Annotated in this window: 16 protein-coding genes; 9 read left to right on the top strand and 7 right to left on the bottom strand. The window is 70.1% G+C overall.

The window, feature by feature from the left end; all coding sequences use genetic code 11:
- Positions 1-912 (bottom strand): LysR family transcriptional regulator, encoded by a 912-nt coding sequence (locus tag AB0J91_RS23695; protein ID WP_363872608.1) that lies wholly within the window; start codon positions 910-912, stop codon positions 1-3.
- Positions 913-984: 72 nt separating this feature from the next.
- On the opposite strand from AB0J91_RS23695, the gene AB0J91_RS23700 reads away from it, so the two are divergent.
- The 3 genes from AB0J91_RS23700 to AB0J91_RS23710 are packed head-to-tail and all read left to right on the top strand — an operon-like array spanning position 985 to position 3,520.
- Entirely contained in the window at positions 985-2,403 is a 1,419-nt protein-coding gene (locus AB0J91_RS23700; protein WP_363872611.1) for an MFS transporter, read from the top strand.
- Positions 2,360-3,094 (top strand): phosphotransferase, encoded by a 735-nt coding sequence (locus AB0J91_RS23705; RefSeq protein WP_363872614.1) that lies wholly within the window; start codon positions 2,360-2,362, stop codon positions 3,092-3,094. Before AB0J91_RS23700 ends, AB0J91_RS23705 begins: the two co-directional genes overlap by 44 nt.
- A gap of 21 nt (positions 3,095-3,115) precedes the next feature.
- Positions 3,116-3,520, top strand: coding sequence for a glycosyl hydrolase (locus AB0J91_RS23710; RefSeq protein ID WP_363872617.1), 405 nt, complete (start codon positions 3,116-3,118; stop codon positions 3,518-3,520).
- Positions 3,521-3,804: 284 nt separating this feature from the next.
- Here the strand turns inward: AB0J91_RS23710 and AB0J91_RS23715 are convergent, their stop codons facing one another.
- Together AB0J91_RS23715 and AB0J91_RS23720 are read right to left on the bottom strand one after the other, a co-directional pair.
- Positions 3,805-4,995: an ATP-binding protein gene (locus AB0J91_RS23715; RefSeq protein WP_363872620.1), complete on the bottom strand. Its 1,191-nt coding sequence runs from the start codon at positions 4,993-4,995 to the stop codon at positions 3,805-3,807.
- 352 nt (positions 4,996-5,347) lie between these two features.
- The gene (locus AB0J91_RS23720) at positions 5,348-6,625 is read right to left on the bottom strand and encodes an acetyl-CoA C-acetyltransferase (RefSeq protein ID WP_363872623.1); all 1,278 of its coding nucleotides are present in this window, start codon (positions 6,623-6,625) and stop codon (positions 5,348-5,350) included.
- A gap of 126 nt (positions 6,626-6,751) precedes the next feature.
- Between AB0J91_RS23720 and AB0J91_RS23725 the strand changes: the two genes are divergently transcribed.
- Together AB0J91_RS23725 and AB0J91_RS23730 are read left to right on the top strand one after the other, a co-directional pair.
- The gene (locus tag AB0J91_RS23725; protein ID WP_363872626.1) at positions 6,752-8,083 is read left to right on the top strand and encodes a 3-oxoacyl-ACP reductase; all 1,332 of its coding nucleotides are present in this window, start codon (positions 6,752-6,754) and stop codon (positions 8,081-8,083) included.
- Between the two features lie 14 nt (positions 8,084-8,097).
- Positions 8,098-8,934 (top strand): MaoC/PaaZ C-terminal domain-containing protein, encoded by an 837-nt coding sequence (locus tag AB0J91_RS23730; protein ID WP_363872629.1) that lies wholly within the window; start codon positions 8,098-8,100, stop codon positions 8,932-8,934.
- A 65-nt stretch (positions 8,935-8,999) separates the two neighbouring features.
- Here the strand turns inward: AB0J91_RS23730 and AB0J91_RS23735 are convergent, their stop codons facing one another.
- Positions 9,000-9,677, bottom strand: a complete 678-nt coding sequence (locus AB0J91_RS23735) for a TetR/AcrR family transcriptional regulator (RefSeq protein ID WP_363785490.1) — start codon at positions 9,675-9,677, stop codon at positions 9,000-9,002.
- Between the two features lie 119 nt (positions 9,678-9,796).
- Between AB0J91_RS23735 and AB0J91_RS23740 the strand changes: the two genes are divergently transcribed.
- The 3 genes from AB0J91_RS23740 (at position 9,797) to AB0J91_RS23750 (ending at position 11,680) form a co-directional block, all read left to right on the top strand.
- Positions 9,797-10,351 (top strand): SCP2 sterol-binding domain-containing protein, encoded by a 555-nt coding sequence (locus AB0J91_RS23740; protein WP_363872632.1) that lies wholly within the window; start codon positions 9,797-9,799, stop codon positions 10,349-10,351.
- A 483-nt stretch (positions 10,352-10,834) separates the two neighbouring features.
- A complete protein-coding gene (locus AB0J91_RS23745) occupies positions 10,835-11,107 on the top strand; it encodes a hypothetical protein (RefSeq protein ID WP_363872635.1) in 273 nt (90 codons plus the stop codon).
- 102 nt (positions 11,108-11,209) lie between these two features.
- On the top strand, positions 11,210-11,680 hold the full coding sequence (locus tag AB0J91_RS23750) for a pyridoxamine 5'-phosphate oxidase family protein (RefSeq protein WP_363872637.1): 471 nt from the start codon (positions 11,210-11,212) through the stop codon (positions 11,678-11,680).
- Positions 11,681-11,722: 42 nt separating this feature from the next.
- Here AB0J91_RS23750 and AB0J91_RS23755 read toward each other — a convergent pair whose 3' ends face one another.
- Genes AB0J91_RS23755 through pdhA form a run of 3 tightly spaced genes read right to left on the bottom strand, consistent with a single transcriptional unit; the run spans position 11,723 to position 15,337 of the window.
- Positions 11,723-13,066, bottom strand: a complete 1,344-nt coding sequence (locus AB0J91_RS23755; protein WP_363872640.1) for a dihydrolipoamide acetyltransferase family protein — start codon at positions 13,064-13,066, stop codon at positions 11,723-11,725.
- A 13-nt stretch (positions 13,067-13,079) separates the two neighbouring features.
- Positions 13,080-14,096 (bottom strand): alpha-ketoacid dehydrogenase subunit beta, encoded by a 1,017-nt coding sequence (locus tag AB0J91_RS23760; protein WP_363785480.1) that lies wholly within the window; start codon positions 14,094-14,096, stop codon positions 13,080-13,082.
- Positions 14,096-15,337, bottom strand: coding sequence for a pyruvate dehydrogenase (acetyl-transferring) E1 component subunit alpha (pdhA, locus tag AB0J91_RS23765; protein WP_363872642.1), 1,242 nt, complete (start codon positions 15,335-15,337; stop codon positions 14,096-14,098). The genes AB0J91_RS23760 and pdhA overlap by 1 nt, the downstream gene beginning before the upstream one ends.
- Positions 15,338-15,793: 456 nt before the next feature.
- On the opposite strand from pdhA, the gene AB0J91_RS23770 reads away from it, so the two are divergent.
- Positions 15,794-16,432 (top strand): GPP34 family phosphoprotein, encoded by a 639-nt coding sequence (locus tag AB0J91_RS23770; RefSeq protein WP_363872645.1) that lies wholly within the window; start codon positions 15,794-15,796, stop codon positions 16,430-16,432.
- The last annotated feature ends 24 nt before the right edge of the window (positions 16,433-16,456 follow it).

The following is a 16,456-nucleotide window of genomic DNA, read 5'->3' on the forward strand; positions in this document are numbered from 1 at the left end:
TCAGGGCGTGGGCAGCAGGGTCTTCGCCGTGGCGGTGATCGTGGCGAGCGCCGTTCGGGCCAACGGGTGGCTGCTGCCGCCGAGCCGGGTGGCGGCGAGGATCCTGCGGGCCGGGGCGGGCTCGCCGTGCAGCGGGATGCGCACCACCGGCCAGTCGTGCAAGCGTGCCAGGCGCGGGACCAGGATGATGCCGAAGTGGTGCGCGACCAGGGCCGTTCCGGTGTCCCACTCGTCGGCGTGGTGCGCGACGTTCGGGCTGAACCCGGCTGACATGCAGGCGGCGCGCACCAGCTGGTGGTAGGTGCTGCCGGGGCGTCCGACGATCCACTGCTCGTCGGCGACGTCGGCCAGCGACACCCGGGAGCGCTCGGCCAGCCGGTGACCGACCGGCACCACCAGGTCCAGCGGGTCGTCGAGGAGCTGCTGCTGCTCGAAGCGCTCGTCCGCGGACGACGGCAGATCCGCGGTGTTGATCACCAGGGCCAGGTCGGCGTCGCCGGAGAGCAGCAGGTCGAAGCAGCGCGCCGGTTCGGCCTCGATCACCCGGACCTGGACCTGCGGGTAGTGCTCGCGCAGCGCCGCCGCGGCCGGTGGGAGCAGGCGGGTGGCGGCGGTGGAGAAGCCGCACAGCGCGAACGAGCCGCTGGGGTGTTCCGCCGTGGCGGCGAGCTCCGCGTAGGCGCGCTCGACCTGGGCGTGCAGCACCTCCGCGTGGCGCAGCACGGTACGGGCGGCGGCGGTGAGCTTGATGCCGCGGCCGGACTGGATCACCAGCTCCGTTCCGAGTTCGTCGGCGAGCTGGCGGAGCTGGTACGACACCGCCGAGGGCGTGTAGTTCAGCGCCGCCGCGGCCGCCGTGACGGTGCCGTGGTGGGAGACCATCTGCAGCACCTTGAGCCGAGGATCGATCATGCGACCATTTTGCACGGTCCTCGCGCGAAACGTTTGATTTTCCTCAGCGTTCATGCTCGGCAAGCTGGCCACGTGACGCTCACAGCTCCCGCCCCGTCCCGCTCGACCCGCACCGGCCTCTACGTCCTCGTCGTGCTCACCGTCGGCGCCTACCTCCCGAGCCCGCTGCTGCCCGGCTACCAGCACGACTTCGGGTTCGGCGACCTGTCCATGACGCTGATCTACGCCACGTTCGCGCTGGTCAGCGCACCTGCTCTGCTGCTGCTGGGACCGGCCACCGACGTCGTGGGACCGCGGTCGGTGCTGCGCGCGAGCCTCCTCGCGGGAGCCGTCGCCTCGCTGTGCTTCGCGCTAGCCTCCGGTCCGCTGTGGCTGGTGGCCGGGCGTGCCGCGCAGGGCGTCGCGCTGGGCGCGGCGACCGGCGCTGCGAGCGTGCTGATCAGCCAGAACGTCCGTGAGCGAGGTGCGCTGCTGGCCAGCACCGCGTTCGTGGCCGGTACCGCCGCCGGTCCGATCGTGGGCGGGGTGCTCGCCGAGCACGCCCCGGCGCCGTTCGTGCTGCCCTTCCTCCTGCACCTGGTGGCGCTGGGGTACGGCTGGTCCCGCGTCTCCGCCCTGTCAGCGTCCGCGCCGGGCGGCCGGTGGCGGCCGACCCGGCCGCGGATCCCGTCGGGCATGCGCTCGGTGTTCGGCGTGTCCGCCGCGACCGGGTTCCTCGCCTGGACCGTGGTCGGCCTGTTCCTCTCGCTGATCCCCGCCCTGCTGGACCGCGCCGGCCACACCGACCTGGCGGTGTCCGGCTCCGTGCTCGGCGCGGTCCTGATCTGCTCGGTGCTGACCCAGCCGCTCGTGAGCCGCTGGGGAGCGCACCGGGCGCAGCTGCTCGGGCTGTGGGCGCTGTTCGTCAGCCTCGTGCTGCTGGCGCTGGCGGGCGGCGGCTCCGCGCTGGTCACGCTGATCGCGGCGGTCACGGCGGGCGCCGGGCACGGGCTGGCGTACGGAGGCGCCGCCGCTGCCGTCGAGCGAGCGGCACCTCCGGCGCAGCGCGGCGCGATCACCGGAGCGCTCTACCTCGCCTTCTACCTGGGGGCGGGTTGCCCGGCGATCGCGGTCGGCCTCATCACGCTCGGCGAACCGCTGGGCACGGCGACGTCCTGGGTCGCGGTCGCGGCGGCCGGCCTCGTGCTGCTGACGCTGCTCGTCGCGAATTCGCTCGCGCCGGGTCGCTCCGCGCGGCAACATCAGCGGGATGCGACCGGGCGATCGACAACGCACTTCACGAGCGCTGAGCGCGGCGGTGGCCGCCGGCCGGGAGCTCGGCCTCGACGTGAGCGAGGCGCGAGTGCTGCACGACCTGTTCTCCGTCGTCGTGCACCTCGCACCGGCGCCGGTGGTCGTCCGGGTGCCGGTGGTGCTGCCCCGCTCCAGCGGCATCGCGGTCCAGGCGATGCGGCAGCGGACCGAGCTCGACGTGGTGGCGTGGCTGGCTGAGCAGGGGCATCCGGTGATCCCGCCGAGTCCGCTGGTGCCTGCCGAACCCGTCCAGCGCGACGGGTTCTCGATGACGTTCTGGCAGTTCACCGAGATCGTCGAGGCCACCGAGCCCGACTACGCGCGCAACTCCGGGCTGGTCGCCGACCTGCACCGGGCGCTGCGCGGATACCCCGGCGAGCTGCCGTTCCTGTCGGCAGCCGAGCCGCGGATGATCACCGATGCCCTGGTCGACCTCGAAGCGCGGCGAGACCTGCTGGACCCGGCCGATCTCGACCGCGCCCGGCGGGAGTGGGCGGTGCTGGAACCGCTGGTGAGTGCGCGCGAGGCGTTCGAAGCGGAGTTCGGAGCGGAACTCCAGCCGATCCACGGAGACGCACCGCCGTTCAACATCGTCCGCACCCCCGACGGCGAGCTCTGCGCCGACTTCGAGCTGGTCACGCTCGGTCCGGTCGAGTGGGACCTGGCGGCCTTCGGCCCCGAGTGCGAGGCGTCCTACGACGCCCGCGCCCGGTCGCTGGGCCTGCGGCGGCTCGACCGGCGCGTGCTGCGGTTCGTCAACGCCGTCGGCGCGCTTCGGTCGGTCGCGTGCCTGGCTCTCGTGCCGCAGCTGCCGATGCTCGCCGACGCGGTGCGGCCCGCGATCGAGCAGTGGCGGACCACCCCGTTCGCCGGGGGTCTGAGCGGCTGAACCGGTGAGCCCTCGCGCTCGGTGCGGGCGCGGCGATCGGAGCAGTGCGCGGCGAATACCCGTCAACGCCGTTCCCCGGGGTCCGCGCGCTGCGGAGACCGGAACTGGAACGTCAAGGACTCCAGCATCACCGGGCTGCGGGACTACTGGCCCACCGATGACCGGGTGGACGTCGCCAGCACCGACATCTGGGAGAAGGCGGCGCCGTCGCAGGCCGACCACGACGCGATGCGGCAGGTCGCCGCCGGTCGCCCGATCGCGCTCGGCGAGGTCGGCGCGGTCCCCGCGCCCGAGCTCCTCGATGCCCAGCCGGACTGGTCGTACTTCATGCTCTGGGCCGAGTACCTCGACCAGAACGATCCCGCCGAGGTCCAGCGCACCTGCTGGGACGACCGAGTCCTCGTCCTCGACGAGATGCGGCGCTGATCAGAACGCGGCGGAGGCGGGCTGGAGGACCCCGGAAATTGGAAAGCCCCGCGATGCTGCCAGGTCGGGGGTCCGACAGCACCGCGGGGTCATCATGAATATCGACACCCACCCTGGGTTCGTTACACACGTTGCACGATGTGTCTTAGGTCACTGTTATTCACCCGCTCCGGCGGCGGAAGGGCGCGGAAACCGCACGGCTCGTGTCGATGTTGGCCGTCCATCGCCTCGCATCAGGCGATCTAGCGCTCTTCCTATACGAGGCTAGAGATCGCGATGGACCGCTAGTCCTGGGTCAGCAGGTAGCGACCGAAGTGCGGGACCGTGAAGGCGATCTGGCCGCGCTCCCCGGAGTAGACGAGCCCCTTCTTGATCAGCGCGTCGCGGGCCGGGGACAACGAGGACGGACGTCGCTCCAGGTACTCGGCGATCTTGGCCGTGGGAGCGGGCTCGTCCTTGCCCTCGACGAGCTCCGCCATGGCGCGCAGGTACTCGCGCTCCGCCGGAGTCGCCCGCTCGTAGCGGGAGCCGAAGAAGCCGACCGCCAGCTCCGACTCCGCCTCCGGAGCCGCCAGCCGGACGTCCTCCTCGGCGATCTCGGTGCGCACGGCCGCGTCCCAGGTCGCCTTGCCGTAGGCCTGCACGAAGTACGGGTAACCGCCCGAGACGGTGAACAGCGTGTCGAGCGCGGCCGGGGTGATCTCGGCTTCTTCCCGCTCGATCGGCGCGATCACGGCGCGGTCGGCGTCGGAGCGGTCCAGCCGGTCGATGCGGACGTAGCGGAACAGCCGCTCCGAGTAGGACTTGCTGGCCGACAGCACGGCGGGCACATGCGGCAGTCCGGCCCCGACGACGACCAGCGGCGCGCCGGACTGGGACAGCTCGTGGCACGCCGCGCACAGCGCGGAGACGTCCTCGGCCTGCACGTCCTGCATCTCGTCGAGCAGCAGCGCGATGCCGGTGCCCACGTCGGCGGCGAGGTCCGCGACCTCGGTGAACAGCTCGACGAGGTCGATCTCGATGTCTCCGGAATCGGCCCGGCCCACCGCGGCGGGCACGTCGATGCCCGGTTGCCAGCGGTCGCGCAGCTTCGCGTCGGCCGGGTTGGCCTTCAGCGCGAACGCCTTCAGCACCGCCAGGACCTCCTCGACCCGGTCCGGGGCGCGGTGGCGGACGGCCAGGTCGCGGATCGCGCGGTGCAGGGCGGCGGACAGCGGGCGGCGCAGGCCGGCCTCCGGGCGCGCCTCGACCTTGCCCGCGCCCCAGCCGCGCCGGACCGCCATCGAGCGCAGTTCGCCGAGCAGCACGGTCTTGCCGACGCCGCGGAGTCCGGTCAGCACCAGGCTCCGCTCCGGACGGCCTCGGGCGACTCGTTCCAGCACGACGTCGAAGGCGTCCAGCTCGCGAGCGCGTCCGGCCAGTTCAGGCGGTCGCTGTCCGGCGCCGGGGGCGAAGGGGTTGCGGACCGGGTCCATAACCGTCGGACTGTATCCGCGTTTCTAGCTCAGATTCGATACTTGGCGAGATTCCGGTACAGGCGTGTTCACCTCCCCACCGACCCCGGTCCCGTTCCCGGTCCCGATCCCGGTCCCGATGCCGGTGCCGGTGCCGGTGCCGGTGCCGATGCCGGATTTCAGTGGAAACCCGGAACCCGACTTCCACTGAAATCGGAGCCCTGGTTTCCACTGAAATCCGGTCGATCGAGGTTCCGGATCGGGGTGTATCCGGGTGTGTAGTGATTTTGCTAGAGATCTGTATATTGCCCGATGAGCATGCGAAAGCCCCGGTCACCGAGGTGCACCGGGGCTTTCGCGTCAGGCGGGAGCGTCAGCGTTCGACGATCGCCGTGAGGCCCTGACCACCTGCCGCGCAGATGGAGATCAGGCCCTTGCCCTTGCCCTTCTCGGCCAGCAGCTTGGCGAGCGTGGCGACGATGCGACCACCGGTCGCGGCGAACGGGTGACCCGCGGCCAGCGAGGATCCGTTGACGTTGAGCTTCGCGGTGTCGATCTCGCCCAGGACCTTGTCCCGGCCCAGGCGGTTCTTGCAGAAGTCCGGGTCCTCCCAGGCCTTCAGCGTCGACAGCACCTGCGAGGCGAACGCCTCGTGGATCTCGTAGAAGTCGAAGTCGCCGAGCTGAAGCTCGTTGCGGTCGAGCAGCTTCGGGACCGCGTAGGCCGGGGCCATCAGCAGGCCCTCGTCACCGCTGACGTGGTCGACGGCGGCCGGCGCGATGTCCGACAGGTAGGCCAGCACCGGGATGTTGTTGGCCTTGGCCCACTCCTCGCTGGCCAGCAGCACGGTGGAGGCGCCGTCGGTCAGCGGGGTCGAGTTGCCCGCGGTCATGGTGGCGCCCTCGCCCTTGCCGAACACCGGCTTGAGCTTGGCGAGCTTGTCCACCGAGCTGTCCGGGCGCAGGTTCTGGTCCTTGGCCACGCCCTGGAACGAGGTGATCAGGTCGTCGAAGAAGCCGCGGTCGTAGGCGGCGGCGAGCCGGTGGTGGCTGCGCGCGGCCAGCTCGTCCTGGGCTTCGCGGGTGATCTCCCAGGCCAGCGCGGTCTTCGCCGCGTGCTCACCCATGGACAGACCGGTGCGCGGCTCGGAGTTCTGCGGGATCTCCGGCACCACGTGCTGCGGCCGGGCGCCGGCCAGCGCCTTGATCTTGGCGCCGGTGGTCTTGGCGTGGTTGGCCTTGAGCAGCACCCGGCGGAAGTCGTCGTTGACCGCGATGGGGGCGTCGCTGGCGGAGTCCACGCCGCCGCCGATGCCGACCTCGATCTGGCCGAGCGCGATCTTGTTCGCGACCGAGACGACCGCTTCCAGCCCGGTCGCGCACGCCATCTGCACGTCGTGGGCCGGCGTGCGAGGGTCGAGCTTGGAACCCAGCACGGTTTCGCGGGCGAGGTTGAAGTCACGGCTGTGCTTGAGCACGGCGCCGGCGACGAACTCGTCGACGGCCTTGTCCGCGAGGCCGAACCGCGCGACCAGCCCGTCGAGCGCGGCGGTGAGCATGTCTTGGTTGGACGCGCGAGCGAAGGGACCGCCGGATCGCGCGAACGGGATCCGATTGCCGCCGAGGATCGCGACTCGCCGAACGGTGGTCATACCTACTCCCTCGTTGCTGGTTCGTTCCTGGCCAATCTAATCTACTCGCGGGTAGGTTAGCCGTCGAGCGACCGCGCGACTTCGTGTCCGAACCCTCATGAACCGCCTCCTCGGGAGTGTCCAGAGATGTCCGATCGATACCAGCAGTTCACCCAGTCCGCGTTCGGGCGCCAGTTCGTCAAGAAGCTTGGCCTGCCCGACCCGACCCCGCTGCGCCGCTTCAAGCCCGGCGAGCCGCTGATCACCGGTCCGGTGCTGCTCGGCGGTTCGGGCCGGCTCGCCGACTCGCTGAACGCGACCTTGCAGGAAGTCGGTGCCGACGTCCGCAAGGAGCGCGCCGACGACGAGCGCTACGCCGCCCTGGTCTTCGACGCCACCGGAATCACCTCCAGCGAGGGCCTGCGCGCCCTGTACGAGTTCTTCGCGCCCGCGATCCGGCAGATGGACCGCTGCGGACGGCTGATCGTCCTCGGCACCCAGCCGGAAGCATTGTCCGACCCGCGCGCGGCCACCGCTCAGCGCGCGCTGGAGGGCTTCACCCGCACCGCGGGCAAGGAGCTCAAGCGCGGCGCCACCTCCCAGCTGGTCTACGTCGCCGACGGCGCCGAGAAGGCCACCGACTCCACGCTGCGCTTCCTGCTGTCCGGCAAGTCCGCCTACGTGTCCGGCCAGGTCGTCCGCATCGGCAAGGCCGACGTGCCGGAGATCGCCCAGGACCGCCCGCTGCAGGGCAAGATCGCGCTGGTCACCGGTGCTTCCCGGGGCATCGGCGCGTCCATCGCCGAAACCCTGGCGCGCGACGGCGCCCACGTGGTCTGCCTGGACGTGCCCGCGCAGGGCGGCGAGCTCAGCGAGGTCGCCAACCGCATCGGCGGCTCGGCCCTCCAGCTCGACATCACCGCTGAGGACGCCCCCGCCAAGCTCGCAGAGCACTTCAGCGAGCGGCACGACGGCCTGGACATCGTGGTGCACAACGCGGGCATCACCCGCGACAAGACGATCGGCCGGATGAGCGAGGCCCAGTGGGACTCGGTGCTCGCGGTGAACCTGACCTCGCAGGAGCGCATCAACGAGAAGCTGCTCGGCAAGGGCTCCCCGCTGCGCGCCGGTGGCCGGATCATCTGCGTGTCGTCGATGAGCGGCATCGCCGGCAACGTCGGCCAGGGCAACTACGCCGCGTCGAAGGCCGGTGTGATCGGGCACGTGCAGTCCACCGCGCCGCTGGCCGCGAAGAAGGGCGCCACCATCAACGCGGTCGCGCCGGGCTTCATCGAGACCAAGATGACCGCCGCGATCCCGCTGTTCGTGCGGGAGGCCGGTCGCCGGATGAACAGCATGTCGCAGGGCGGCCAGCCGGTCGACGTCGCCGAGACCATCGCCTGGTACGCCAACCCCGCGTCGGGCGGCGTCAACGGCAACGTGGTCCGGGTCTGCGGCCAGAGCCTGCTCGGCGCCTGAGGTCGGGAGAGGACATGCCGGAACTTTCCACCGCTCCGAACCTGGGGTCGCTGTACCTCAAGGCCGCCGCGACGGGCCCGACCCGCCGGGGCGGCGAGCTCCCCGACACCGAGTACGTGCGGCGCGGGATCACCATCGATCCCGTGCATCTCGCCGAGTACAACCGGGTCTGCGGGTTCGGGCTGCGCGACGAGCTGCCGATCACCTACCCGCACATCCTGTCGTTCCCGGCGTCGGTGCAGCTGATGACCGACAAGGGCTTCCCGTTCCCGCTGGTCGGCCTGGTGCACGTGGCCAACCGGATCCAGCAGGACCGGCCGCTGCTGGTAACCGACGAGCTGACGCAGAAGGTCCGGGTCGCCGACCTGCGCCCGCACCCGAAGGGCAAGCAGTTCGACGTGGTCACCGAGACCAGCGTCGACGACGAGATCGTCTGGCGGGAGACCAGCACCTACCTGCGGGTGGGCAAGCGGGACGAGAACGCCCCGCAGCAGCGGCGCCGGGAGATCGAGCCGGGCGCGGCGTCGGGCACGTGGCGGGTCCCCGCCGACATCGGCCGCGAGTACGCGGCGGTGTCCGGCGACCGCAACCCGATCCACCTGCACCCGCTGACCGCGAAGGTCTTCGGCTTCCCGAAGGCGATCGCGCACGGCATGTGGTCCAAGGCCCGCTGCCTGGCGGCGCTGGAGGGCCGGATCCCCGGGGCGTTCACGGTGGACGTCGACTTCGCCAAGCCCCTGCTGCTTCCGTCGAAGGCCGACTTCACGATGCGCCCGACGGGCTCCGGCTGGGACTTCGCCCTGCACTCCCGATCCGGAAAACCGCACCTCACGGGCTCGATCACGAGCTGACCCGACGACCGGCCCCCTGCCGCGGACGACCCGTCGCAGGGGGCCGGTCCGTCGCGGCGCGGTGGTCAGGAGCCGGTGGGGTCCTCGGTCTGGGAGGACGGGAACCACGAGCGGCCCTCGACGAGCTCGCCGAAGCCGAGCCAGAGCATGTTCATCAGTCGCATGGCCATGCCCTCGGCGGTGAAATCGGGGTGCTGGAACCACCACTCGACGAGCGCTTCACCCGCTCCGACCAGGGCCGCCGCGAAGGGTTCGGTCTGCTCGGACTGCATCGGCTGCGGCTGGTCGGTGGTCGCCTCGGCGAGCAGCGCCGCGATCAGCTGGGTGGCGCGCTCCCGCCATTCGGAGAGCTCCTGGACGTAGGGCTCGCCGGGCACGTCTCCCTGGCGGTGCAGCAGCTGCCAGCCCGCCTTGTTGACGTGCACGTACTCGAAGAACATGTGCAGGCGGTGCCAGAGCTGGTCGGCCGGGGCCAGACCGGTCCCGATGTCCGCGCCGATGGCTTCGACCAGCTTCGCGGCTTCCCGGCGGACGCAGGCGACGAACAGCTCGTCCTTGGCACCGAGGTAGGCGTAGAGCATCGGTTTCGAGATGCTCGCGGTCTCGGCGATCTCGTCCATCGACGCGTTGTGGAAACCGTGCTTGGCGAACACCTCCACGGCTGCGTCGAGAATCTGCCGCTCGCGAACGGCCCTCGGCAAACGCCGGGAACGCGGGCGCTCGCTGTCCCGATGATCTTCCATCTCACCTCATACCCTGGTAATTCGCCTCAGGTTAGTGGAGCGACTCAGTTCTGGTGCCTTGCCCGCCAACCTACTCGTGCGTAGTCTTACCCTCCGGTAGGTAATGGAGGTGGGCAGCGATGCCTCAATCCCCGTCGGACCCCATCGCGACCCTCGCCCACGTCGACCCGCGGGAGATCGACAAGGCCGAGCTGGTCCAGCTGCTGCGCGCCGCCTCCGAATCCGCCGCCGACGGCGGGATCGACCTCAGCGAACTGACCCCCGACCAGTTCGCGCGGCTGATCTCGCGCGCCTCGGAGGATCAGCTCAACGCAGTGCTCGCCAGGCCGGAACTGCGCGAGAGCATCATCGACGAGATCTTCCGGCGCATGAGCGAGCACTACCAGCCCGAACACGCCAAGCGCCGTCACGCGGTGGTCAACTGGCGGATCGGCAAGGGCGAGGACCTGCTGCACTACGAGTGCGCGCTCTCCGACGGCCGCTGCCAGGTGACCAAGGGCGCTCAGCACGACGCCGCGACGGTCACCATCACCATGGTCCCGCTGGACTTCCTGCAGCTGACCTCCGGCAACACCACCGCCCCGAAGCTGGTGATGGCGCGGCGGGTCAGGCTCGCCGGCGACATCGGTTTCGCCGTCAACCTGCCCAAGCTCTTCCAGATACCGAAGGCGTGAACTTCCCCTCGGACACCGGGTCGGCGGAAAAAGCCCCCCACGGCGACCCGGCACCAAGCGAACGGACCGCGCTCCCCACCCCCCAAGTGGAGGCGGTCCGTTCGCGTTTTCCCGATCGCACCCCTTTAGCAGATCAACTTGTTCCAGAGGTTAACCGCAGGTCAGTGGCATATGACACGGTGCGGAATTGCACAACGGGTACCGGTGTTGACGTGGTAGAGGGCAGTATGCGGCTTGGCGGATGTGTGAGATCGATTCATCCGGCTGGATCGGGATCGCTGTTGCACCATGTGCGTGGGCAGGTGCAAGGCACTGATCCAATTGGGTGAACCGCGTGCCGCCGCGTCAGGATGAGCGGCGGCATGCGTCCCACCGGTGGGTGAAGGACCCGCGAGGTCCAACGCTCATCGAACGAGCTCCGCGGGGAGAGCTCGGCTCGGCCAACGCTTCGATGACGAACGGGAGGGCGAAGCGGTGAAGAAGTTGACGACCCCTGAGGTGGAAACGCCGATCTTCAAGCAGCTCAACAACGAGCTCGGCGAACTGCCGGAGATCGACATCCACGACTTCGACAAGCACGCGTTCGACTTTCTCCGCGAGTACGACGAGCAGAAGTCCCAGGAGCCCGAGCAGGAGACCTCGGCGGAGGCGGGAGAACCCGTCGCCGTGTCGGCAGGCTCCGCCTCCGGTTCCGGATCTTCGAGCTCCGGGAACTCCGGATCCCGCCGCGGCGGACGCCGTCGCAAGGGGAACTGACCAGACTTGGCCGAACGGCCCGCACCGCAATCCGGGGGGATGGCGGGAGCGGGCCGTTCGTCTGCCCTGGGACTGTCGGTGCCGCCTGCCACTCTGGTCGGCATGACCGGATGGCAGGAGTTCGCCGAACAGGCACCTGAGCTGGCCTCGGCCGCTCGGGCTCGGCTGGAGTCGATGCAGCACCACGTGCTGGCGACGTTGCGCCAGGACGGCGCGCCTCGCGTGAGCGGCACGGAGGCCGGCTGGTACGGGGGAGACCTGACGTTCGGGTCCATGCCCGGCGCCCGCAAGGCCCGCGACCTGCAGCGCGACGGGCGCTTCGCGCTCCACACCAACCCCGGCGACGGGACGATGTCCGCACCGGACGTCAAGATCTCCGGCGTGGCCGTCGAGGTCACCGGCGACGAGCAGGCCGCGTGGGTGGCCGAGGCGCAGCCGCCGCAGACCGACGCCCACCTCTTCCGCTGCGCGATCACCGAGGTCGTCACCACGAGGCTCTCCGACGACCAGACCCACCTGGTGATCACCTCGTGGACCCCCGAGCAGGGGATTCGGATCTTCAAGCGCACGTGAGGGGCGCCCCGGGCTCGCCCGGGAACGCCCCTCGGCTGTGCATCAGAAGGTGAACGCCATGCTCGGGTTCGCCAGCAGCGCGCCCACGTCGGCGAGGTACTGGGAGCCCTGCTGACCGTCGACCACGCGGTGGTCGAAGCTCAGCGCCAGCTGGCACACCTTGCGCGGCACCACCTGGCCGTCGACCACCCACGGCATGTCGCGGATCGCGCCGAACGCGAAGATCGCGGACTCACCGGGGTTGATGATCGGCGTGCCGGTGTCGACGCCGAAGACGCCGACGTTGGTGATGGTGATCGTGCCGCCGACCATGTCCGCAGGAGTCGTCTTGCCCTCCCGGGCGGTGTTGGTCAGCTGCTCCAGGGCCTCGGCGAGCTCGCGCAGCGACATCCGGTCGGCGTCGCGGACCTTGGGCACCACCAGTCCGCGGGGCGTTGCCGCCGCGACCCCGAGGTGCACGTAGTCCTTGTAGACGATCTCGCCCGCCGCCTCGTCCCAGGTCGCGTTGACGTCCGGGGTCCGGCGGGCGGCCAGGCACATGGCCTTGGCCGCGAACGCCAGCGGCGTGATCTTCACACCGCGGAACGCCGGGTCCGACTTGAGCTGCTCGCGCAGCTCCATCATCGGCGTGACGTCGACGGTCAGGAACTCGGTGACGTGCGGCGCGGTGAACGCGCTGTCCACCATCGCCTGCGCGGTCGCCTTCCGGACGCCCTTGATCGGCACCCGCCGCTCGCGGTCACCGGAAGGAGCGGCGGCCGGCGTGGCCGGAGCAGCGGTCGGAGCCGCCGCGGCCTGGACGTCGTCGCGGGTGATCACGCCACCCGAGCCGGACCCGGCCAGCGAGCGCAGGTCGACGCCGAGGTCCTTGGCGAGCTTGCGGACCGGCGGCTTGGCCAGCGGCACGAACCCACCGGCCTCTTCGACCTGCGGTTCCTCCGGTTCCGGCGGTGCGACGGCGGTGGCGGTCGCGGTGCCGTTGGTCGGCGTGCCGTTGGTGGCCGGGTGCCGGTCCTTGCGCGGACGCCGCTTGGCCGCCGAGGTCCGCGGACCGTAGCCGACCAGCGTGGCGATCCGACCGTTGGACTCCTCGCCGATCTTGCCCGAGCCCTCGTCCGGCTCGGGTTCCGGTTCGGGGTCGGCACCGGCCATGTCGATGCTGATGATCGGCGTGCCGACCTCGACGGTCTGGCCCGGCTCCACCAGCAGGTCGCGGATCGTGCCCGCCCACGGGCAGGGCAGCTCCACCGACGCCTTGGCCGTCTCGATCTCCACGATCACCTGGTTGACGGTGACGTTCTCGCCCGGCTGCACCTTCCAGCCGACGATCTCCGCCTCGGTCAGGCCTTCGCCGACGTCGGGCAGCGGGAACTTCTTGAGCGCCATCGATGAACTCCCCTCAGTACGCCAGCGAACGGTCGACGACGTCCAGCACCCGGTCGAGGTCGGGCAGGAAGCCCTCCTCCAACTTCGACGGCGGGTAGGGCGTGTCGAACCCGGTCGCCCGCAGCACCGGGGCCTCCAGCGAGTAGAAGCACTCCTGCTGCACCCGGCTGGCGATCTCCGAGGTCACCGACGACTCCGACGGCGCCTCGCTGACCAGCACCAACCGGCCGGTGCGACGCACCGACTCGAACACCGGCCCCAGGTCCAGCGGGGACAGCGCGCGCAGGTCCACGACCTCCAGGTCCAGCCCGTCCTCGGCCGCGGCGGTCGCCGCGTCGAGGCAGGTGCGCACCATCGGGCCGTAGGCCGCGACGGTCACCGCCGAGCCGGACCGCACGACGCGGGAGCTCAGCAGCGGCAGCGGATCGATGGAGGTGTCGAGCTCCGCCTTCTCGTAGTAGCGGCGCTTGGGCTCGAAGAACAGCACCGGGTCGTCGCACTCGATGGCCTGCTGCAGCATCCAGTAGGCGTCCACCGGGTTCGAGCAGGACACCACCTTCAGGCCGGCGATGTGCGCGAACAGCGACTCCGGCGATTCCGAGTGGTGCTCCACGGCACCGATGCCGCCGCCGAAGGGGACCCGGATGACGATCGGCATCTTGACCTTGCCCTGGCTGCGGTAGTGCAACTTGGCGAGCTGACTGATGATCTGGTCGAAGCCGGGGAAGATGAAGCCGTCGAACTGGATCTCGCACACCGGCCGGTAGCCGCGGATGGCCAGGCCGATCGCGGTGCCGATGATCCCGGACTCGGCCAGCGGGGTGTCGAGCACCCGGTGCTCGCCGAAGTCCTTCTGCAGGCCGTCGGTGATGCGGAAGACGCCGCCGAGCTTGCCGACGTCCTCACCCATGATCAGCACCTTCGGGTCGCGCTCCAGCGAAGCGCGCAGCCCCATGTTCAGCGCCTTGGCGATGGTGACGGTCTGGGTCCCCGACGGGGTGGTCGGGCGTTCGAGAGCGGGCGCGGCCATCAGTGAACACCTCCCGCCACCGCGTTTCCGCTGGCAGCCTCGTCGGCGAATCCGGACAGGTAGCGCAGGTAGTCCTCGCGCTGCGCGGCGATCTGCGGGGTCTCCTCGGCGTAGACCTGCGAGAACAGCCGTTCCGGTGGCGGCTCTGGCATGTTGAAGCAGAACTCGCGGAACCGCGCGGCGAGCTGGTCCGACTCGGCGTCGATGGAGTCGAAGAAGTCCTGGTCAGCGGCGTGCTCGCGGATCAGGTGCACACGGAGTCGCTCGATCGGGTCCTTGAGCTTCCAGGCTTCCTGCTCGTCGGACATCCGGTAGCGGGTCGGGTCGTCGGAGGTGGTGTGGGCGTCCATCCGGTAGGTGAACGCCTCGATGAGCACCGGTCCGTTGCCGTTGCGGCACTCCTCCAGCGCCCACTTCGAGACGGCGAGGCTGGCCAGCACGTCGTTGCCGTCCACCCGGATGCCGGGGAAGCCGTAGCCGCTGGCGCGCTGGTAGAGCGGTACTCGGGTCTGGCGCTCCAGGGGCTCGGAGATCGCCCACTGGTTGTTCTGGCAGAAGAAGACGACCGGCGAGTCGTAGACGGCCGACCACACCATGGCCTCGTGCACGTCGCCCTGGCTGGTGGCGCCGTCGCCGAAGAACACCATCGTGGCTTCGCCGTCGGGATCGCCGACCTTGCCGTCGAAGCGCTGGCCCATGGCGTACCCGGTGGCGTTGAGGCACTGGTTGCCGATGACGATCGTGTACAGGTGGAACCCGGTGCTCGTGGGGTCCCAGCTGCCGTGGTCGGTGCCGCGGAAGATGCCCAGCAGCTCGGTGGGGTCGATGCCGCGGGTCCAGGCCACGCCGTGCTCCCGGTAGCTCGGGAACGCCATGTCCTGCGGTTTCATCGCCCGGCCCGCCCCGATCTGAGCGGCCTCCTGACCCAGCAGCGGCACCCAGATGCCCAGCTGGCCCTGGCGCTGCAGGGCGTTGCCCTCCCGGTCGGCGCGACGGACCAGCACCATGTCGCGGTACAGGTCGCGCAGCTGCTCGGGGGAGATGTCGATGTCGAAGTCGGGGTGCGAAACCCGCTGGCCTTCTGGGGTGAGGAGCTGAACGAGGTCAGCCCCGCCTTCACTCGTCGCGCGCAAACCGGCGATCACCTGCTCCCGTGTGGGCTTGGCTGCGGTTGCGGCAGGGAGGTCGGTGCGCTTCGCGGGCGGATTACCTGAAGAGGACGTCCATTGCTCGGGGGACATGTGTGATCTCCTCGTGTCACGCCGACGACCACCGCTTGTGGCGGTGGAGACCGGCTTGCTCCGCCGACCTGCCGTTGACCTGGTGGGTCACCCGGCCGGCCGAGCGGAGCGATGGATCGCTCCTCGTCATCCTGGCACGAAAACCGCGTGGGCCGTGAGCCCTGCCACAGGGAGTGGATCGGTACAGCAGCGAGCGATCAACTCCCGTGAGATCACGGTAGTTCTTCTGTGGACGGACCGAATTCGCAGGTCATCGAATTAATGGAGGACCAACTAACGAGTTACGGACCATTGCAGTACCGATATTGGGGAGGCCGCGTCTCAGCTTGCGCGAATACGACAACCCCCACCCCGGTGACGCCCCCCGAACAGACCAGTGCACGAGTTGGACTGACAAACGTCACGAGCTCGCGCTGAAGACCGCCGTCGCGCCCTGATGACTGCCAGACTCCTGGCATGACCGCGCTGAGCTTGCCCGAGGAGTTCGTGCTGCTGCTGCACAAGCCCAACGGCTCCTACTACTCGACCTCCGACTACACCGGCGCCGCCGAGCTGGGCGAGCTGGTGCTGACCGAGCGCGTCGGGTTGGAGAAGAAGAAGCTGACCGTGCTGGACGCCGAACCGGCCGGCGTCGGCTGGATCGACCAGACCGTCGGGATCCTCCAGCACAAGGCGGGCCCGAAGCGGAAACCCGTGGCGGCCACGACGTTCATCCAGAGCCGCCGGGGTGCGCGCAAGGTGCACGCCGCTTCCCTCGCCGAACGCCGACTGATGCACCGCGAGCAGAAGTCGTTCCTGCGGATCTCCTACGACAGGTTCGCGCCGGATCCGGGGACGCGAGACGCGCTGATCGCCCGCGTCAGGGCCGCCGCTCGCAACGAGGTGGAACTCGACGAACGCCTGGCCCTGCTCGCGGCGCTCACGCACGCCACCGGGCTGTACGTGGTCTTGGGCCTGGACCGGGCCGAGCGGAAGCGGCTCAAGGAGATCAGCAAGGGCGAGCAGCTCGGCGGCGCCGTCCGCGACGTCATCGCGCAGACCACCGCCACGATCACCGCGGTGACCGTGGCCGGTGCGGCGGCTTCGAGCAGCTGACCGACTCACGCCACGGGCCGACGC

The organism is Saccharopolyspora sp. NPDC049357 (genome assembly GCF_040677225.1).
Lineage (GTDB): Bacteria > Actinomycetota > Actinomycetes > Mycobacteriales > Pseudonocardiaceae > Saccharopolyspora.